Source organism: Mesorhizobium sp. P170090 (assembly GCF_057786115.1).
Window position 1 is genome coordinate 1,971,567 of the sequence record NZ_JBYNWH010000001.1, and the last position, 20,030, is coordinate 1,991,596.

A 20,030-nucleotide genomic window follows, 5' to 3' on the forward strand; every position below is an offset into this window, starting at 1 on the left:
AACGAAATCCCGTGCGGCCTGTCGTGCCAGCAGCCGGACCAGATTGACGAAGCGTCGATCGGGCTTCGGCGACGCAGACACAGCCGATTCGCGGGCCGCGCCGGCGACCACACGAAGCTTTTCGGCTGTTGCCGTTTCGGCGCGCTATGATCGCGTTCCTGTCCTGACGCGAAATACTCCGTTTCGCGACAATGATGCCAAGTCAGTGCTTCGACAAGCTGGAATTCTATCAATAACGCGCGTCGCGCAGGAGCCAGTGCTGGCCGATGACGGGGCACCTTGTGCTCCGAAGAAGCCATGGCTATATATCCGGATAGAGAACGGAGGCACGCGATGGGCAACACTGCACAGAAGAGAGCCATCGAGAATTATCGCTCTCGCCTGGCTGAGCGCGGCATCGCGCGGTTCGAGATCCAGGCGTTCGACGCAGACCGCGATCTACTGCGAACTCTTGCCCGAAAATTAACGGAGAGCGGGCCGGATGCCCGACAGCTTCGTCGGACCATACAGCAAGCCGTGGCGGGTGAGCCACCGAAAGCGGGCAGCATTCTCGCCGCGTTGCGTCGCTCGCCTCTGGTTGGCTCCAATCTCGACCTCAGCCGGCCGCGCGAAGAGGGGCGCAAGATCGACCTGTGACGCGCTACCTTCTTGATACCAATATCATCAGCAACGTCATAAAGCCGGAGCCTTCGGGCTCGTTGCTGGCCTGGATGGGCGCGCAGAAGGACGAAGACCTCTTCATTGCTTCGCTTACTGTCGCCGAAATTCGCCGAGGCATCCTAGAGAAGCCGAAGGGGAAAAAGCGCAGCAGCCTTGAAACTTGGTTCGAGGGCTCCGAAGGCCCGCAAGCGCTGTTCGCTGGCCGCGTGCTATCGTTCGACGAGAAAGCTGGCCTCGTGTGGGCGCGGCTGATGGCCAACGGCAAAGCCAGAGGCCGTTCGCGGAGCGCCCTAGACACAATCATTGCCGCTGTAGCCGAAGCCAACGAGTGTGTCGTAGTGACCGACAATGAAAAGGACTTCGAGGACGTTCAGATAATCAACCCGCTCCGTAGCTCTGGAAGCCAAGCGGGTGATGATAGCTCCAACGGTCCGGCCGATACAATTTGAGGATTTCAGCGCACGGAGTCCGAACGTCTCGTGTTCGCCTACCTTTAGCGATGGCTGGATTGATCTTGCTTAGTTCGGCCAGGGCGTCTCTTCCAGTTCCGCTTTAATGCCATCCCGGTTCATCTAGTCAGCTCGACACTCGATCTCGCCTTCGAAGGCCTTTCGCCAAACGCCGCTGTAGTTGATCCCGCGTGCGGCTGGGGGGCCCTCATCGAGGCTTTCTCGCGACTGGTCTGGCGCGCTACCAATGGCAAGTTCGCCCGCCGGGAACTTGTCGGTCTGTACTCCCAGCTCTGGGCGTCTACATCAACTGCGGAGCTCTTGCCATAGCCGTGTTCTGCCTTTAGCTGGCAGCTCTCGAGCTCGACGAGCAGCCGATCAGCGACACCCGCGACCCTCAAGTTCGACCCGGTTGACTCGATAACACCCTATTGGCAGTTTCAGTCCGGGAGGATCTGCCCACTCCGATCAAAAGCCGATCTTTCGACCCCGTGGTTGGGAATTCTCCATGAACCTTCGTGAAGAAGGAATGCAGCGTCGAAAGCCGAAGCGCTTCCGATACATCGACGCCTCTTCCGAGACGGAGCCCCGTTTAGGCATTCCTGCCACTCTACTTAGCCGACCCCCGTGGCCGCGTTGCCGATCGGTGCGCACTGGTCGCCTACATCGCCCCGGCAGGTGAAGATCGTCTCTGCTGACGCTCGTTGAGCAATTCACGCCGCCTCCGGCTGGCGCTTGATCAGCGTCAGCGTCAACCAGCGCGCGGTCAGCGCCGGCTTTTTCGAGCCCTCGATCTCAATCGTCACGCCCAGCGCCGTCTGCACCCAGCCCGACGGCCTGACCTTGACGTCGGCCAGTACGAAACGGGTGCGGATGCTAGATCCGGTTTTCACCGGCGCCAGGAAGCGCAGCGATTCGAAGCCATAGTTGACACCCATCTTGCTGTTTTCGAGCGGCCGCATGGTCTCGAAAGTCATCGCCGACAAAAGCGAAAGCGACAGGAAGCCATGTGCGATGGTGCCGCCGAACGGCGTCTCGCGCTTGGCGCGCTCCGGATCGCAGTGGATGAACTGGCGGTCATCGGTGGCCTCGGCGAACTGGTCGATCATCCGCTGCGAGACCACCCGCCACGGCGACACGCCGACTTCCTTGCCGACGCCGGCCAGAAGCTCGTTGAGACTGATCGGTTCCAAGCTAATGTCCTCCATTTCAACTGTCCGAAGCGCGAGCGGCTTCATTCCGAACAGTGTCAGCCCATGCTGACTGCCGGCCATCCATCGGCAGGATGGCGCCGGTGAGATGACTGCCGTCACGGCTGCACGAATAGAACGTTCCGCCGGCAATCTCATTCGGCGCACCGATGCGGCCGATCCGAACATGGCCGCAGACGGGCTGGCTTGTACCTCGTTCGCGGTGCGCGTCCTACAGGCCACCGAAAACAGCTCGTCTTGCTACCGGTGATCATTCCGCCGGCGCCGCTATGCGGTATTGTCGCACATTGATAAAATCAATTGTCTGGATAGTAACCATCCGTCTTTCGAATTTGGAGGAGTCCAGCAGACGGGGTGGCTTGTGGTCCTTGTTGAAGTGCGCCGGCCTCATTCACCAGTAGCACTGAGCCGGCAAGAAGCGCCAGTTCAATGACATTGGGTGACACGGCAAAGCGGCATCAGATGCTACTTCATGATGCGGGATGGCGCTTGTTTCAAGCACCGCTCGGCCTGACGTGGAGGCCAGCACCGGATCCGGATTGTCGGTATGCGCGGATATTCGCGCAGCACAGCGGCAACCGCAGCGACGATCGATCTCAGCCGTTGCGAGCATGCCGATCTTGGTGGCGGCCACTCTGTTAGGCTGAAGCGTAGCGCGCATCTGATCCGCCACCAGACCGGGTTGCGTAACTTGGATTTCCTGGCGTGTTCATGGGTTTGCACCGTCAGCGCGCTGACAGCAAGGCAGGTGCGCACGCTTATGGAAGCGATCGTCTCGATCTCACGGGCAATTCCAGCCCCACCGCTGGAGCCTGACCCGACAGCAACGAGCACATGCGGTCCTCGCCTCGGCGCCATTGCTCTGTCTTTCGATCCTTCTCGCGTGCGCGCTTCTGGGGCGTCGTTCAGCGCAAAGTTGGTGACCACGGCTGCGCTTTCCGCGCCAGCCTCGAAAAACGCCTTCGAGACGGTCAGGTTGAGGCCGCCGATCGAGACCAATGGGATCGGCGCGATGGGCCGAGCGCCACATACTCCGGTTCGGCCACTGGCGCCGTTTCCAGTTCGGTGTGATCGTGGATCGACAGGCCGAGCTTCAATCCGACGTATTTCATCGTCAGCATCGGCCGCAGCCGAATCTTTTGACCAAGATGGACGAAGTCGCAGCCTTCCTCGATTGCCGTGCGCCAATTGTCGTTGACTCACTTGGCAACCATGGACCGCGCAGGCGTCGTTCGCGCGGCGGATTTCCGTCTGCAGTCCTTTCTCGTCCATATCCTTTATCCGGAGCTGCACCAGACTCACGCCGAGCGGCACCAGCCGGTCAATCGAGCCGGCACGTCCACGACTTCATGAGAAGACGGCCCTGCCGATCGTCGATGGGTAGCGCGGTCGAGCATTCCCGAGCTGAAAGCGTCACCACCGGCATCGACCGCTTTGCCGAACGCACGCGCCATGCCGACCGGATCGGCCGCCCTCGGGACCGCCGTGTTCAGGAGCACGGCGTCAAACCCGAGCTCCATGACGGTCGCCGCGTACGACGGCCGTCCGAGCCGTGCATCCACAATCAACGGAATGTATGGGGAATGTCCGTGCATCAACTGGACCTCGGGCTCAACGCTTCATCGCATTAGAATGAGCGTTCGAAACGCAGGATACCGCCGACACTGCTCTTCTTGTTGGCATTGGGCCAGTTCACTTCGGAAGCTTTCACCTTTCCGACGGCGGAGCCTCCGTAGCGGTCATAGTCGAGTTCAGCCGTAACTGTGAAATCTGGAAGGAACGCATAGGCGACGTTCGCAGCGACACCATAGTTCTTGAGCTGATCACCCGAGAGCTGAAGGTTGAACGAAGCTGACTCGGTGAGCTCGTAAGCGGCGCCAGCCCAGAAAGCCCAGTTCCCGCCCCAAGGTTTATAGAAACCGCGACCATGAGCGTCTACCGAATTCGTCGAGCCGTAGTTGAGCTGGCCATGGGAAGCGTAGCCGAACATTCCGGATAGCAACAGTTCGTTGGTGACATTGATGTCGACACGGACCTTGGCGGCCACCGATTCGTAGTTGCTATCATAAGCTGCAACGCCGGTGATCGCTCCCCAGCCATGTGCGTATTTCAAGCCGCCTACCATGTGGGGAGCGTAGCTGTCGATTGTGCCGACCACGTCCGAGCCTTGTTCCAGCGAAACCACGGCCGAAAAGCCGTTCCCTGCGTCCAAGTAGTACTGAACCACATTGGTATCGAAAGCGCCGTACGGAGCCGGCGTCTGGTTCAGTACATCACCCGCGCAGCCAATAAACATGTCGAAAGCCGACCGGTCCTTACCAACTCGCAGGCCACCAAGCTGAATCCAGGCGACAGTCAGGCTGCTGCCTCCGTTCAAGGCATAGGACCGAGAACTGTCCGAAACCGATGTCTGGTGGCTGCCGAAGTTCACGCGGGTTTCGGTGTAGGTCTTCAACGTCCCGCGTTCGGTCTCCTGGCCGGTCCAGGTTTTCAATGTGAAGCGTGTGTTGTTTTGCCACGCGCTCAGATGCTCACCAGTCCTCACATCCGAGGTTCTTGAGTGGTCAAACAATCCGACGTTGTAACGGACAGAGCCGCCGATTCGCAGGCAGGTCTCGGTGCCTGAAATGTAGACGTAGCCCGAGCCGTAGACGTTGCAGATCTTGACGTACTCAGTCGGGTCAGGCTCGGCGGCGGTGGTGACGGCGCGAGCGTTGGAAACGGCAATCAGTGCCGCAGTTGAGCCGAGGAGGAGGCTCCTAATGGTCATTGTCGATCTCCGCTTTATAATAAAGTGATGGACGAGAGTGGTTCTGTGAACAACTTTGAAACGCGCGCAGTTTTGCTGCGCCGTCAGCTAAGCCCTGAAGGAAGGCCAAGAATGTAGTCTGGTCATTGTTGTCGAATATTTGTTTTAGCTGCCGATAACATAATTGCGGCCGTAATGGAGGTATGCCAAATTTTGTACAATCATCACAGTCAACTCAGCTGGTAGAGGTAGGCGTCACAAAGGGTCCTGCATCCGACCGCAAATGACGTGCCAGCCTGACGACCAGCTGCGGCTTGAAGCTCAATTGTGCGGGCGGACCTTGGTTCGCACTTCCTTGTTTTTGCCTTGCGGATCCACCCAAGCACGAACGGCAAACGTTTCGGCTACAGTTCGACTGTTCGCTTCGCGACAGTTTCGTTCATGGGACAGCATTGTTTGTGGTGAGCCCGACGATGAGGCATCATGCGGCGGCACCGCTCGGCACCACGCCCTCATTTTGGCGAGCTGATGGTCAACAACTACGCGCTGCAGCCTTGCACCAAAGCCAGTAGGGCGCTGCCTTGCCATTGCGGCGGACAGGACTGTCGCGCCGAGCAGGTTCTCGTCCTGAAAGCGGCGCGCCACAGCTAATGCATCTTGCCAGCAATTCAAACGACGAGCTCATCGACATGGCAGAGTTCACTAAGGGGGCCGGCACTATCTGGCGAGCAAAATCTGGTCCCAAGCCCGTATGTCTCGCCCATTGCGGCAGCTGCGCTCAGCAGAATCTCCGAGGCGCAGGTGAAGGGAAGGGATGGGATAGTCGAACAAAAGGGGCATGTGAGGGTCTGACGGATCACCATCATCAGTTGGTGACCAGGTGCTCAGACCATCGCTGTCCAGCCTAAGACTGAACGGCGCCCATTGCTAAAAAGATCTAGATTCGAGCCCAAACGGAACGGACTGACATAGCGCAAGGACCCAGGCGGGCGCGGTGGGTAGGGTTGGTTGTTATCAGTATGGGATTGTGCCTTTGCAGACCACGAAATATCGAGAGGCCCGGCTGCCTTGGTACACTATCTATCCCACTGTGTCGGAGTTCTCTGCGGCGGTCGGGGCCGAGGCTTATCAGGAATGGCTCGGGAACTTGCCGGCTGATGATCCGGTGTCACTCTATCTGCACGTTCCGTTCTGCCGATCAGCGTGCTGGTATTGCGGCTTCCCCACAACCATCACCCGCCATGATGCGCCCATCCTCAACTATCTGGCGGCGCTGCGTGACGAGATCCGTCTGGTTTCGGAGCGAGTGCCGCAGAGGCTGCCCGTGAGCGACATACATTTCGGCGGCGGAACGCCGTCTCTCATCGGACCCGCCGAGTTCCTCGCTTTGATGGAGTTCCTGCGACGCCGCTTCGCCATCTCGAAAACAGCTACGGTCGCCATCGAGATCGATCCACGCACGCTCACGCCCGAGATGGCGGAAGCCTTGGGAGCGGCCGGCGTGAACCGCGCGAGCCTGGGCGTACAGAGCTTCGATCCCATTGTTCAAAAAGCGGTCAACCGAATCCAGAGCGAGGCCCAGACATCGGCTGCCGTGGAAATGCTGCGCCGGCATGGAGTAAACCGGATCAACTTTGACCTCATCTACGGCCTGCCGCGTCAAACGGTGGAGTCGTGCGTCGAGACGGCGAGAGCGGCGGTCGCCATGCGCCCCGACCGGCTTGCCTTGTTCGGCTACTCGCACATCCCATCACAAATAAAGAATCAGCGCCTCATCGATGCGGAATTTCTTCCCGACAGCGCTGCCCGCGCTGAACAGTATGCGGCTGTCGCCGTGACGCTGATTGCCGCCGGCTACCGAGAGATTGGGCTCGACCATTTCGCCTTGCCGCAGGACGAGCTCGCGCTGGCACAGGAAACAGGTCGCCTGCGACGTAACTCGTTGGGCTACTCGGCCGACACCTGCAGAACTCTGATGGGGTTCGGCGCGTCCGCGATCGGCCGCATGGGCGAAGGGTACGTCCAAAACGAAGTTACACGGGATTTCTACATCCAGCACATCGCAGCTGGCCGACTGGCGACATCGAAGGGCCATCGCCTCACAGACGACGACCGCGTGCGAGCCGCAATCATCGAGCGATTAATGTGCCATTTCGAGGCTGACGTGCCGGCAATCTGTGCCGCCCACGGATCTGATCCGATCCGTCTTCTCGATTCAGCTGAGCGCTTGGCGATGCTGGCCGAGGACGGAATTGTGGACTGCGAAAACGGTTCTGTCCGCGTACGGCGGGAGCATCGCTTTGGGATTCGCGCTGTCGCTGCCGCATTCGATGCTTTCTCGATAAACAGGGCCTGATGTATACCCCCCAAGTGAGGGCAAGCACACAACGCGGGAGCTAACACAGGGAGTATCTTTTGCCCGAGAGAACGAGCCGCCCATCCTGTGGTGCTGGGTTGCGTCACAATCGGCACTCGGCCGCAGGATTTGCGGCGGCGTGGGCGCCAAAATCTTGACTCGACTATCGCGAGGGCAAGATCGGAGACTGGCCTGGCGCTGCTATGGCTGACGCTGCATGACCGCTATTGGCCTGAAAGGGCCGCGTGGTCGAGCATGGTGTCGGCAGGGATCGCCTCGTTTCTCGTCCTCCTCAGATGACGCCTCAGAGACATCCATACCGCTGAAGGCCAGCAAATTTGTAGGTCGAGGCCACCTCTTGTCCTGGTTCCTACCCAACTGTTCCGCTGCTGAGCGAAATCCTTCAACTCCAAATCGGCCGAGCGTTTTTCCTCCTATTGCGTTGGTGCGTAAGGTTCGAACGAGATCCTCTGGGACTGCACCTCCCAGGTGTCGATCATGTTCGGCACACAAGGACAGGGCGGCATTGCTGCCGACCTGTCCGCTGTAAGTTGATAGGGCCTGGATTAAAAATCCATACCGCCCATCCCGCCCATGCCGCCCATGCCACCGCCGGGCATACCACCAGGCATGCCGCCGCCTGCCGACTCCTTCTTGGGAGCCTCCGCGATCATGGCTTCGGTGGTGACGAGCAGGCCGGCGACCGAAGCCGCGTCCTGGAGAGCGGTGCGAACGACCTTGACCGGGTCGACGATGCCCATGGCGATCATGTCGCCATACTCGCCGGTCTGGGCGTTGTAGCCGTAGGTCGCGCCCTTGTTGTCGAGGATCTTGCCGGCAACGATCGAAGCTTCAGCACCTGCGTTCGAAGCGATCTGACGGGCCGGAGCCTGCAGTGCACGACGAACGATGTTGATGCCGGCAGCCTGGTCGGCATTGACGCCGGTGACCTTGATGTTGGCCGAAGCGCGCAGCAGTGCGACGCCGCCGCCTGCAACGATGCCTTCTTCCACGGCCGCGCGGGTCGCGTTGAGGGCGTCATCGACGCGGTCCTTCTTTTCCTTGACTTCGACTTCCGTCGCGCCGCCGACACGGATCACCGCAACGCCGCCGGCGAGCTTCGCCAGACGTTCCTGCAGCTTCTCCTTGTCGTAGTCCGACGTGGTCTCTTCGATCTGCTGCTTGATCTGGGCAACGCGGCCCTGGATCTCGTCCTTCTTGCCGGCGCCGTCGACAATGGTGGTGTTCTCCTTGGAGATCGACACCTTCTTGGCGCGGCCGAGCATGTTGAGGCCGACATTCTCGAGCTTGATGCCGAGGTCTTCCGAGATGACCTGGCCACCGGTGAGGATGGCGATGTCTTCCAGCATGGCCTTGCGGCGATCACCGAAGCCGGGCGCCTTGACGGCGGCGATCTTCAGGCCGCCACGCAGCTTGTTGACGACCAGCGTGGCCAGAGCCTCGCCTTCGACGTCTTCCGAGATGATGAGCAGCGGCTTGGAGGTCTGCACGACGGCTTCGAGAACCGGCAGCATGGCCTGGAGGTTGGACAGCTTCTTCTCATGCAGGAGGATGTAGACGTCCTCGAGCTCGGCAACCATCTTGTCGGCGTTGGTGACGAAGTAGGGCGAGAGATAGCCGCGGTCGAACTGCATGCCTTCGACGACTTCCAGCTCGGTCTCGGCGGTCTTGGCTTCTTCAACCGTGATGACACCTTCATTGCCGACCTTCTGCATCGCTTCGGCGATCATCTTGCCGACCGACTCGTCGCCATTGCCGGCGATCGTGCCGACCTGGGCAACTTCCTCGGAGGTCTTGATCTTTTTGGCAGCGTTGCCGAGAGCCGCGACGACTTCGGTCACGGCCAGGTCGATGCCGCGCTTCAGGTCCATCGGGTTCATGCCGGCGGCAACGGCCTTGTTACCTTCCTGGACGATCGACTGCGCCAGAACGGTCGCGGTCGTGGTGCCATCACCGGCGATGTCGTTGGTCTTCGAAGCAACTTCGCGGATCATCTGCGCGCCCATGTTTTCGAACTTGTCGGAAAGTTCGATTTCCTTGGCGACGGTGACGCCGTCCTTGGTGATGCGCGGTGCGCCGAACGACTTGTCGATGACGACGTTGCGGCCCTTGGGACCGAGCGTGACCTTCACCGCGTCGGCGAGGATGTTGATGCCGTGAAGCATGCGCTCGCGGGCATCGCGGGAGAATTTTACGTCTTTAGCAGCCATTTTTTAGCTCCTGGCAGGGGCTTGCGATCAAGCCCGAAATTCAGTTGACGGTGAGGCCGATAATCAGCCGATGATGCCCATAATGTCGGATTCCTTCATGATCAGAAGGTCTTCGCCATTGAGCTTGACTTCGGTGCCCGACCACTTGCCGAACAGGATGCGGTCGCCGGCCTTGACGTCCAGCGGGACCAGCTTGCCGGCTTCGTCGCGAGCACCTGAACCGACGGCGATGATCTCGCCTTCCTGCGGCTTTTCCTTCGCCGTATCCGGGATGATGATCCCGCCGGCGGTCTTGGATTCGGATTCGACCCGGCGTACGACCACGCGGTCATGCAGCGGCCGGAAATTCGACTTTGCCATTTTTGGATTTCCTTGGTGCGGATGTTGAACGGTGCTCCGTTGCCGGAGCATGCCTAGCACTCAGCCGAAGCGAGTGCTAACGCGGCAATGAGATAAGCCGCAGGCTCCTGCTAGTCAAGACGGAAGAGCAAAGAGCAAAGAGAAAAGAGAAGACAGCAAAGAGCAGCCAGAAAAGAGCGTGTAAGCATCGAGCCTTTTTATGTGAACAATGTCGGGTATCCGACATATATGGGGCGGCTCACCCTTTGTAATTGAGCTTTATTCAGATGGTACGGTTGGTGCAACGGGTGTTGCATTTGAACTCATCCAGAGGCTCGCACGGGTCGTGCTGCGTCAGCTTGGTCATGTCGAGCTTCAGAAGGCCATTTTGGCATTGGTTCTGTTGCACCTATTGCCATTCATGACCAGTCCTGCGCGCGTGAGCCGGCCGACTAGATTCCAACCACGAGAGCGCCGCCGCTGAGACCCGCACCGGCCGCCGCCAGAAGGATTTTCTCTCCTGGCTGGAATGGCTTCATCTGGTTGGCGAGCGAGAGCGACAGCGGGACCGTCGCGGCCGAAGAGTTGCCGTATTCGGCAATCGTCTTGACAATTGCTTGGTCAGCAATGCCGAGGTTTCTTCCGACCGCGCCGAAAATCCGAGTATTGGCCTGATGCGGCACAAACCGGCCGACATTGTGTGGCCGCACTCCCGCAGCGGCTAGCGCGGTTGTCGAGCAATCGGTCATCATCTCGACGGCCTTTGCGAATATTTCGGGCCCGTCGGTCATCGTCATCCGGGTCTGCCCGAGGTCGAGGTCGCCATGGAACGGCGTGTTGCTTCCTCCTGCGGGAATCTGGATCAGCCCGTAGCGCGAGCCGTCCGAAGCCACCGAGGCACCGAGAATGCCCCGATCAGCATCATCGCACTGACCGATCACCAGGGCGCCGGCGGCATCGGCGAACAAGACTGAGCTCGCGCGCTCGGCTGGATTGATGCGGCGGCTGAGAATGTTGGCGGCGATGACCAGCGCTGGTTTGCCATGCAGGCGGGTGAACCCGTCCGCAAACATGAGCGCATAGATGAAGCCAGCGCAGGCGCCGGTCAGATCGACCGCGCCTGCGCGGCCAAGGCCAAGCTTGTGTGCGACCAGCGGCGCGCTGGGCGGCAGAAGATGGTCGGGCGTCGAGGTGGCAAGCAACAGCAGACCGATGTCGTGGCGCGCAATACCGGCGTTCACCAGCGCCATGTCGCCAGCCCGGGTGGCAAGACCCGACAGCGTGTCTTCGTCCGTTGCCCAGAAGCGCGAACGGATTCCGGTACGCCTTTCGATCCAGCCCGGCTCGAGGCCGAGATTGCTCTCGATCTCGGCATTGGCCACCTTGCGCCCAGGCACGTGATGGCCAAGTCCGAGAATGCGCGACGACTTGCTCATGGCCTGGACCCGAAGCGTTCCCCGGCCTCCTCGATGGCGTCATAGACTCGTTCGAGCTCGTCGTCTGCGATGCAATAGGGTGGCAGAAGGTAGAGGACATTGCCGAGCGGGCGCACAAGCAGGCCGCGCTCGAGGAAGAAAGCGCGCAGCTTCGGACCAATCTCGGCGAGATAACCTGCGGAACCGGTTCGCAGGTCGAGCGCCGCGATCGTTCCCGTGGCTCGACAGCCGGCAAAATATGGATTGTCCCGAAAGCGTTGCAGCCCGACGGCCTGCATCACGCTCAAGGCCGTGATCCGCTCGGCCACTGGCTCGTCGCGCCAGATCTCGACATTGGCGAGTGCTGCCGCACAGGCAATCGGATTGGCGGTGTAGGAGCTCGAATGGAAAAACGTCTTCTTCCGGTCCTCGGAATAGTGCGCCCGGAAGATGGCATCGGTGACAAGCGTTACGGCCAGCGGGATGGTGCCGCCGGTCAAGCCTTTGGAGGTGCACAGGATATCTGGAGAAATCGATGCCTGCTCGCAGGCGAACATGGTTCCGGTGCGTCCCCAGCCGGTCATCACCTCGTCGGCGATCAGCAGCGTGCCGGAGGCCTCAGTGATCTTCTTCAATTCGGCCAGAACCGATGCTGGATACATCAGCATGCCGCCGGCGCCCAGCACCAGCGGCTCGACGATCAAGGCTGCGGCTCGTCGATCGCGGGTCACAGCCTGGAAACGATCCAGCGTCTCCTGCTCGTGCCCCGCGGCCGGAAAGGGGATGATGTCGACCTCGAACAGCAAGGGTTCGTAGGTGGCGTTGAACACGCCACGCGCACCGACGCTCATCGTTCCGATCGTGTCACCATGATAGCTGTGCTCCATGACGACGATGCGCGAGCGCGGCGCGCCGATGTTGCGGAAATAACCGAGCGCCATCTTCAGCGCGACTTCGACTGAGGTCGAGCCACTGTCGGAATAGAACACCCAGTCGAGTCCAGCGGGAGCGAGGCCGACAAGCGCCTTGGCCAAGCGCTCTGCCGGCTCGTGCGTGAAGCCCGCAAAGATAATCTGGTCGAGGCTCGACGCGGTTGTCTCGATTGCCTTCATGATCCGGGGATGACGATGGCCATGTGTGACGACCCACCAGGAGGAGATGGCGTCCAGGATGCGGGCGCCGTCGGCCCTGTGGAGATAGGCGCCCTCAGTCAGGACGATTTCTGGGATCGCAGGCTCGAGCGCGTGCTGGGTGAAGGGATGCCACACATGAGACCGCGACATCAGTCACCTCCAGCAATCGAGGCGAAGGCGAAGCCGGCAACCATTGCGTCCCTCAGTGTTTTGCCCGTCAGCACATCCAGGTGCGGCAGCCTGCCGAGCTGCGGCGCACCGCTGAATTCCACGATGGTCCGTTGCGTATCGGCCATCTCATCGCCGATGAAAGCGATGCCCGCCAACGGGATGGAGCGGGCGCGGAGCGCCTCGACCGAGAGCAAGGTGTGGTTGATGGTGCCGAGCGTGGTGCGGGCGCACAGAATAACGGGCAGCCGCCATTCAGCGAAGATGTCGATGAACCTTGTGCGCCGGTTGAGCGGCACCATCAGGCCGCCGGAGCCTTCGATGACGAGCGGCGTCGGTAGGACGGGAAAAGCAAGATCGGCAGCCTTGATCGCCACGCCGTCGATCTCGGCCGAACGATGCGGCGACAGCGGGCTCCGCAAGCGGTAGGCTTCCGGCAGCACGCGCTCTGAGGGCAAGCCGGCAAGCCGCGCGACCACCTCGCTGTCGGTCTCGCCGTCGAGGCCCGATTGCACCGGTTTCCAGTAAAAGCCGTCCAGCAAACCGGCGAGCCCAGCCGCAAACACGGTCTTGCCAACTCCGGTATCCGTTCCGGTGATGACAATGCGTTGGGTCATATCGCCTCCGGTGATGTTTGGGCCAACACCTCGACCAGCGCCTCGACCATGGCGGAAATGTCGGCTTCGCCAATATTGAGCGTCAGTGAGATGCGCAGCCGCGACGTGCCCTCGGGCACGGTCGGAGGACGAACGCCGCGTATGTCGAAGCCGCGGGCCTGCAGGCGCGCCGCCACTGCCATGGTGCGCCTGACATCGCCGATTACTAAGGGCTGGATCTGAGAGCCACTTGGTGTCACACCCCAGCGATTGACCAACCGGCCGGCGCTGGCGACGCGTTCATGCAGCTGAACACGCCGCATAGGCTCGTCGGCCAGCATTGCGAGTGCCTCGCGCGCCACGACCGCCATCAGTGGCGATGGCGCGGTCGCGTAGATGAATGGCCGGCAACGGTTGATCAGATATTCGCACAGTGCCCTCGGCCCGGTCACGAGCCCACCAGATGCGCCGAGCGCCTTGCCGCAGGTGTGGAGCACTATGATGTTGTCGCGGCCCTCGAAAGCGGCGGCGAGCCCCCGGCCGTCCGGTCCCCAGACGCCGGTGGCATGCGCCTCATCAATGACGATGAATGCGCCGTGCCGATCGGCAAGCGCGACCAGGCTCTCCAAAGGCGCGCAGTCGCCATCCATGCTGTAAAGGCTTTCCACCGCGATCCAGACGCATCCCATGCCGCCTGCGACGCGCCAACGTGTAATCGCATCCTCGACAGCGGTGGCGTCGTTGTGCGCGGCCAGCACGAACTGTGCGCGCCCGGCCTGCGCACCCTCATGCATGCTGGCATGGGCGAGCTCATCGAGGACCAAAAGATCGCCCTTCTGCGGCAGGGCGCTCAGCAGAGCGAAGTTGGCGATGTAGCCGCTGCCGAAGAACAGCGCGCGGTCGGCTCCAAAGAATGCCGCCGCGTCTGCCTCGAGCTGCTCGTGTTCCGGTGCATTGCCGCGCAACAGCCGGGACCCGGTGGCGCCAACCGGCGTGCCCCGCGCAATCGCCGCCACAACCGCATCGCCAAGTCTTCTGGACGCGGCCAGCCCGAGATAGTCGTTCGACGAAAAGTCCAGCCCGGCGCGGGGCGAAAGCGTCCGCAGCCGGTCCTTGCGCGCTAGGCCCTGCAAGGTCGCATCATAACGGGCAAGAGGCGCCCCGTTCATTGCGCCTCGAGTTCCATCGGATCGATGCCAAGGCGCCGGAACAGCAGGGTATCCTTGTCCTCACCTGGATTGTCCGCCGTCAGCAGCGTGTCGCCGAAGAAGATTGAGTTGGCGCCGGCAAAAAAGCACAGCGCCTGCATCTCGTCGGTCATCGCGGTGCGGCCGGCGGACAGACGGACATGCGATTTCGGCATCATGATGCGCGCCAGCGCGATCACGCGCACGAATTCGATCGGCTCAATGGGCTTGGCGTCTGCAAGCGGCGTGCCGGCGATCGGGATCAGCATGTTGATCGGAACGCTTTGCGGATGTTCCGGCAGATTGGCCAGCGTCACCAGCATGTCGATCCGGTCCACCGGCTCCTCGCCCATGCCGACAATGCCTCCACAGCAGACCTTGATGCCGGATTTGCGAACGTGCTCGAGCGTCTCGAGCCGCTCGGCAAAGCTCCGCGTACCGATGATCTCGCTATAGTAGCGTTCTGACGTATCGATGTTGTGGTTGTAGTAGTCGAGACCCGCCTGCTTCAGTCGCACGGCTTGCTCAAGATCGAGCATGCCGAGTGTCATGCAGGTCTCCAGGCCCAGCGCCTTGACGCCTTCGACCATCGCCACCACCGCATCCATGTCGCGCGCCTTGGGGTTTCGCCAGGCCGCGCCCATGCAATAACGGGTGGCGCCGGCATCACGCGCCTTGGTCGCTTCGGCGATGACGCGCCTGACTTCCATCAGCTTGGACGCCTCCAACCCGGTTTCGTGACGCGCCGACTGGCTGCAATAGCCACAATCCTCCGGGCATCCTCCGGTCTTGATGCTGAGCAGCCGGCTGAGCTGGACCTTGTTTGGATCGAAATTCTGGCGGTGCACCGTTTGCGCCAAGAAGAGGAGATTGTTGAAGGGGGCATGGAAAAGTGCCTGAGCCTTCTCCAAGGTCCACGCTCCAGGGTCAGGCGGGTCAGGGGATTGAGCCGGTGGCGATGTCTGCGTTGAACTTGCCGTTTGCATCTCCATGCTGTTCCTCCGGTATGACTTGCGGGTCTTTGCTATCTGACTATGATGATCGGAAAGGACAGTTGACCCAATCCTGTTCGTTACTCAGACAATCATGAGCCCCGATGGTCGAGGCCGATATCCAGGATCGGCGCGCTGTGGATGAGTCGGCCGACCGAAATCAGATCAACGCCGGTCGCGGCAACCGCTCGCGCTGTATGCGACGTGATCCCGCCAGAAGCCTCGGTGATAGCGCGGCCACCGACCATTGCGACGGCGCGGCGAAGATCGGGGAGGGACATGTTGTCGAGCAGAACCGCATCGGGAGCGAAGCCAAGTACCTCCTCCAACTGGGCCAGAGTATCGACTTCGACTTCGATCTTGACGAGATGACCGGCCGCTCTTCGTGCTCGCTCGAGCGCTGGCCGGACGCCGCCTGCGATGGCGATGTGGTTGTCCTTGATCAAAATTGCATCGTCCAGGCCGAAGCGGTGATTGGACCCGCCACCTGCGCGCACGGCATACTTTTCGACTGCCCGCAATCCGGGCGTTGTCTTGCGGGTGCAGACGATCTTCGCGCCATATCCACGAACCGCAGCGACGATCGATGCCGTTGCTGTGGCGATGCCGCTCAGATGGCACAAAAAATTGAGTGCCGTCCTTTCCGCTGTGAGAATGGCTCGGGCCGGGCCAACCACTGATGCAATGACCTCTCCATCCACGACATTGCAGCCGTCTGCCCGCTCCACGGAGATTTCGACACCAGGATCAATCATGCCGAAAGCGAGCATCGCCAGATCGATGCCGGCGACAACTCCGGACTGTCGCGCCACCAACACGGTTCCCGCTTGGTATTCCTTCGGGACGATGGCGTCCGTGGTCAAGTCGCCGGCTCTGCCGAGGTCTTCAAGAAGAGATGCCCGGACAAGCGGCTCAAGCAGGACAGTGGGGAGCGGTGAGAGCATCATCACTTTGCACCTTCGGAGCTTGGCGAGTGTCCGAGTTCCCGCGCAGCCGCCAAGGCGGCTTCGAGCGTGATTTCGGACCGTCGGGCGGCAGTCGCATGATGAGGAAAATCTGTCCGGTAATGAGCGCCGCGGCTTTCTTCGCGCAACAAGGCGGCAACAGCAATCATTAGCCCGACAGCCGCCGGATCCGAGACCGCATCCTTGCTTTCGGCGAGCGGCAATAAGGCACGCGCGGCTGCTTTCAACCCTTGACCATCCCGGACGATGCCGAGTGCGCGCGACAGAAAAACGCGCACGGCTATCGGAGCGGGCGGTGGGTAGACGTTCGCAAACGCAGGCCTTGTTCTGCGCGCAGGCGTTCCGGCGACGCTTTCAGCGACCCAGCGGGCGCACACGATTGCCTCGGTCAAGGAATTGCTGGCGAGCCTGTTGGCGCCATGCAGTCCTGTCGAAGCGACTTCGCCGCAGGCCCACAGCCCCTTGACGGAGGTCCTGCCCGAGCAGTCCACGGCAACGCCACCCATGTGGTAGTGTTGGGCCGGACGAATGGGGATGAGATCGCGCGCGGGATTGATGCCCGCTCCAAGGCAGGCTGATGCGATTGTCGGGAAATGTCGAGCGAATGCCGGGCCTGGCCGTTGTCGGGCATCGAGAAAAACATGGTGGCCGTCCGCAAGATGGTTCCACACGGCGCGGGCCAAGACATCGCGAGGCGCAAGTTCCGCCCCTGGCACGCTCTGGAGAAAAGCCTGGCCGGTTTCATCGATCAGGGCAGCACCTTCGCCTCGCACAGCCTCGCTGACCAGCGCCATAGGGCGTTCTGGGCCGTCAAGGGCGGTCGGGTGGAACTGGATGAATTCGAGGTCGGCTAGGACAGCTCCAGCGCGGGCCGCAAGCGAAAGACCTTGTCCGCAACTGCCCCAAGGGTTCGTGGTGTCGAGAAACAGTCCCCCGATGCCACCGGTGGCGAGGACGACCCGCCGTGAGCCGAAGAAGAATGGTGCGATCGAACAGCTCGCCCAGACGCCTCGGATCGCATTCTCTCGCACGGCGAGCCGGCGCGCTTCCACGCCCTCCACGACAACTATCGACGGAGTGGAACGCACAGCCGCGATCAGCGCACGCATGATCTCACGCCCGGTGCCGTCCCCATGCGCATGAACGATGCGACGTCGGCTGTGTGCGGCCTCCAATCCGAGGCACAGTGATCCTTCCGGCGTGCGGTCAAAGCGAACCCCAAAGCCCGCAAGCCCCTCTATGGCCTTGGGCGCGGCTTGGAGGATGCGGCTCGCCACGTCTCTGTCGCAGAGACCATCCCCTGCGGCAACCGTATCGGCCAGGTGCATTGCCGGATCGTCGTCTTCGCCGAAACTTGCAGCCAGGCCCCCCTGGGCCCAGGTGCTCGAGTTGTCAGCTCCCAGCAGCGACCTTGACAGAAGAAGCACCGGCTCCGGCGACAGTTGAAGCGCGGTCATCAGTCCGGCGATGCCGCCGCCGATGATGATGGGCCGCCCGAAGAAGCTGCGGAGGTCGGCGCTCAAACTGCCAGCATCCGTTCGACCGCTAGCCGCGCGCGCCCGGCGATCCCGGGTTCGACGGTTACGACATGGTGGTTCTGCTCGAGCGCCGTGCGGATGTTGGCAAGCGTGATCCGCTTCATATGCGGGCACAAATTGCAGGGCCGGATGAACTCGACCTCTGGGTGCGCTAACGCGACGTTGTCGCTCATTGAGCATTCCGTCATCAGCACGACACGTGGCGGCCTTTGCCTTTCGACATAGTCGGACATGGCAGCCGTCGAGCCGGAAAAATCTGCTTCAGCCACGACGCCGGGCGGGCATTCGGGATGGGCGAGCACGACCACGCCGGGATGGCTTTCGCGCAACTCGCGGATGTCGGCCGGTGTAAAGCGCTCATGCACCTCGCAATGCCCTTTCCAGGCGATGATCTGCACATCGGTCTGGGCGGCGATATTCTGGGCCAGATATTCGTCCGGCAACATGATCACCCGGAGAACCCCAAGGGATTCGACGACCGCCTTGGCGTTGCCGGATGTACAGCAGATATCCGACTCGGCTTTCACTTCGGCCGACGTGTTTACATAAGTAATGATCGGAACGCCGGGATAACGCTGGCGCATCAAGCGCACGTCTTCTGCCGTGATTGATTCCGCCAACGAGCAACCGGCGCTGAGATCCGGAATGAGCACGGTCTTGTCCGGATTAAGGAGCTTGGCCGTTTCGGCCATGAAATGGACGCCGGCCAGCACGATGACTTGCGCCTCGACCGTCGCAGCCCTGCGGGCTAGTGCCAAGCTGTCGCCGACGATGTCGGCCACGCAGTGGAAGATCTCGGGCGTCTGATAGTTGTGCGCCAGGATGATCGCGTTGCGCTCGCGCTTCAGCGCAAGGATCGCCTCGATATCCTCGGCGAAAGCCGGCCATTCGATCGGCGGGATCACTCGTCGGACGCGCTCGTAGAGCAACGCGGCCGTAGGCAGCATGGCGCCCATCGACCCCCTCCCGCTTATACTCTAATTGAAAATAACCAGCATATACTTGCTGTGAGTATAAGGGATGTCAACCCCGCGCCAGCGGCAATTTTGTCCCGGCGATGAGCCTATCGTCGAGAACGGCGTGGCGGAAACGGAAAAGCTTCGCTGGCCGGCCGCCGGTCTCAGTGGTGGCCTCTCCGGTCTCCTCGACCAGCTCCTGCTGTTCGATCAGTCGGCGAAAGTTCGGCTTGTGGATGAGCCTGCCGGCGAGCGCCTCCACGGTTCGCTGCAGCTGCAAAAGCGTGAAGACCGGCGGCATCAGCTCAAAGACGACTGGGCGGTATTTGATCTTGGAGCGCAGCCGCGCAATGCCGGTCGCCACGATGCGGCGATGATCGGCGACCATGGACTTGCTGGGCACCAGCGGCGGGGGTCCTGCGTCCCGCCCTCTTACGGCCTCTTGGACCAGGCCTGCTTCGTAGACTAACTCATAGCGTTGAAGCGTGAGTTCCTCGTTCCAAAGGCGGTCGTCGAAGCCAAAGGCTATCGTCGCCCGCTGCCAGCGTTCACGTCGCGTGGCCGAATCGCCAACGCCGTTTGCCCATTCGATCAGGCGCGGCCGCAGAACGTCCAGCACGACCGCAGGCGTGCCGGAGCGGTGGTCCTCCCATGGAAAATATTCATACCAACTCTGCCATCCGCACTTGGGCGAGCCCGCTGCCTGTTCCTTGCGCGTCAATGCGAGATAGCTGATGGAGATGACGCGCTGCTGGCGCTCGGCGCCGATGCGATCCCGATCCGCGAACGTGTAGAGTTGCTCAATGTACCCCAGCCGATGGCCGGTTTGCTGCTCGACCCACCCCCTCAAGCCGGATTGCAGCGATCGGTGCTCAAGCGCAAAGGGACCGGAGGGCAAGGTGTCCGCCTGGCCGATGGTGAGGACACAGGGTTGACTGCCGTTTACGGCGACCACAAAGGCGATCAAGTCCACTTTGACGTTGTCGGCCTTGCCGGCGGCTCTGTGTTTCCTGAGTCCTATTGCCTGATCGTCCATTATTCGGCCAGCTCGGGGGCACCTTAATCGATTTAGTGTAAGCGTGCCA

The 20,030-nt window shown here is 61.3% G+C and carries 17 protein-coding genes and 2 pseudogenes; 3 read left to right on the forward strand and 16 right to left on the reverse strand.

Translation table 11 applies throughout. From position 1 onward, the window contains the following. Positions 1–333: 333 nt before the first annotated feature. Together AC3EML_RS09445 and AC3EML_RS09450 are read left to right on the forward strand one after the other, a co-directional pair. Positions 334–636 carry a hypothetical protein gene (locus AC3EML_RS09445; protein WP_023671839.1) on the forward strand — a complete coding sequence of 101 codons (303 nt, stop codon included), beginning with the start codon at positions 334–336 and terminating at the stop codon, positions 634–636. Continuing rightward, positions 633–1,109, forward strand: a complete 477-nt coding sequence (locus tag AC3EML_RS09450) for a type II toxin-antitoxin system VapC family toxin (protein ID WP_352522156.1) — start codon at positions 633–635, stop codon at positions 1,107–1,109. Before AC3EML_RS09445 ends, AC3EML_RS09450 begins: the two co-directional genes overlap by 4 nt. 713 nt (positions 1,110–1,822) lie before the next feature. Here the strand turns inward: AC3EML_RS09450 and AC3EML_RS09455 are convergent. The 5 genes and pseudogenes from AC3EML_RS09455 to AC3EML_RS09475 all read right to left on the reverse strand — a co-directional run bounded on the left by AC3EML_RS09455 (position 1,823) and on the right by AC3EML_RS09475 (position 5,090). Then, positions 1,823–2,317, reverse strand: coding sequence for a MaoC family dehydratase (locus AC3EML_RS09455; RefSeq protein ID WP_352522157.1), 495 nt, complete (start codon positions 2,315–2,317; stop codon positions 1,823–1,825). Between the two features lie 394 nt (positions 2,318–2,711). Then, complete coding sequence (locus tag AC3EML_RS09460; RefSeq protein WP_352522158.1) at positions 2,712–2,981, reverse strand: hypothetical protein; 270 nt, start codon at positions 2,979–2,981, stop codon at positions 2,712–2,714. Between the two features lie 190 nt (positions 2,982–3,171). Then, positions 3,172–3,646 (reverse strand): annotated as a pseudogene (locus AC3EML_RS09465) (thiamine phosphate synthase); the annotation flags it as partial. A 21-nt stretch (positions 3,647–3,667) separates the two neighbouring features. Then, positions 3,668–3,900: pseudogene (locus AC3EML_RS09470) on the reverse strand (thiazole synthase); the annotation flags it as partial. A 47-nt stretch (positions 3,901–3,947) separates the two neighbouring features. Beyond that, the gene (locus AC3EML_RS09475) at positions 3,948–5,090 is read right to left on the reverse strand and encodes a porin (protein WP_352522159.1); all 1,143 of its coding nucleotides are present in this window, start codon (positions 5,088–5,090) and stop codon (positions 3,948–3,950) included. A gap of 1,012 nt (positions 5,091–6,102) precedes the next feature. Between AC3EML_RS09475 and hemN the strand changes: the two genes are divergently transcribed. Next, positions 6,103–7,425 (forward strand): oxygen-independent coproporphyrinogen III oxidase, encoded by a 1,323-nt coding sequence (hemN, locus tag AC3EML_RS09480; protein ID WP_352519486.1) that lies wholly within the window; start codon positions 6,103–6,105, stop codon positions 7,423–7,425. 566 nt (positions 7,426–7,991) lie between these two features. Here hemN and groL read toward each other — a convergent pair. The 11 genes from groL to AC3EML_RS09535 form a co-directional block, all read right to left on the reverse strand. Next, positions 7,992–9,656 (reverse strand): chaperonin GroEL, encoded by a 1,665-nt coding sequence (gene groL / locus AC3EML_RS09485; RefSeq protein ID WP_352447897.1) that lies wholly within the window; start codon positions 9,654–9,656, stop codon positions 7,992–7,994. 63 nt (positions 9,657–9,719) lie between these two features. Continuing rightward, complete coding sequence (groES, locus tag AC3EML_RS09490) at positions 9,720–10,016, reverse strand: co-chaperone GroES (protein WP_019863563.1); 297 nt, start codon at positions 10,014–10,016, stop codon at positions 9,720–9,722. 431 nt (positions 10,017–10,447) lie between these two features. Beyond that, complete coding sequence (locus AC3EML_RS09495) at positions 10,448–11,431, reverse strand: beta-ketoacyl-ACP synthase III (protein ID WP_352445627.1); 984 nt, start codon at positions 11,429–11,431, stop codon at positions 10,448–10,450. Beyond that, the gene (locus AC3EML_RS09500; protein ID WP_352522160.1) at positions 11,428–12,693 is read right to left on the reverse strand and encodes an adenosylmethionine--8-amino-7-oxononanoate transaminase; all 1,266 of its coding nucleotides are present in this window, start codon (positions 12,691–12,693) and stop codon (positions 11,428–11,430) included. Before AC3EML_RS09500 ends, AC3EML_RS09495 begins: the two co-directional genes overlap by 4 nt. Further along, a complete protein-coding gene (bioD, locus tag AC3EML_RS09505) occupies positions 12,693–13,328 on the reverse strand; it encodes a dethiobiotin synthase (RefSeq protein WP_352447895.1) in 636 nt (211 codons plus the stop codon). Before bioD ends, AC3EML_RS09500 begins: the two co-directional genes overlap by 1 nt. Further along, a complete protein-coding gene (locus AC3EML_RS09510; RefSeq protein WP_352445632.1) occupies positions 13,325–14,476 on the reverse strand; it encodes an 8-amino-7-oxononanoate synthase in 1,152 nt (383 codons plus the stop codon). The genes bioD and AC3EML_RS09510 overlap by 4 nt, the downstream gene beginning before the upstream one ends. Further along, a complete protein-coding gene (gene bioB, locus AC3EML_RS09515; protein WP_488376753.1) occupies positions 14,473–15,480 on the reverse strand; it encodes a biotin synthase BioB in 1,008 nt (335 codons plus the stop codon). Before bioB ends, AC3EML_RS09510 begins: the two co-directional genes overlap by 4 nt. A 98-nt stretch (positions 15,481–15,578) precedes the next feature. Next, entirely contained in the window at positions 15,579–16,433 is an 855-nt protein-coding gene (gene nadC, locus AC3EML_RS09520; protein WP_023807057.1) for a carboxylating nicotinate-nucleotide diphosphorylase, read from the reverse strand. Then, a complete protein-coding gene (locus AC3EML_RS09525; protein WP_352522162.1) occupies positions 16,433–17,974 on the reverse strand; it encodes an L-aspartate oxidase in 1,542 nt (513 codons plus the stop codon). Before AC3EML_RS09525 ends, nadC begins: the two co-directional genes overlap by 1 nt. Next, positions 17,971–18,945, reverse strand: a complete 975-nt coding sequence (gene nadA / locus AC3EML_RS09530; protein ID WP_352522163.1) for a quinolinate synthase NadA — start codon at positions 18,943–18,945, stop codon at positions 17,971–17,973. The genes AC3EML_RS09525 and nadA overlap by 4 nt, the downstream gene beginning before the upstream one ends. 67 nt (positions 18,946–19,012) lie before the next feature. Then, entirely contained in the window at positions 19,013–19,981 is a 969-nt protein-coding gene (locus AC3EML_RS09535) for an NUDIX hydrolase (RefSeq protein ID WP_023807054.1), read from the reverse strand. Positions 19,982–20,030: the final 49 nt, after the last annotated feature.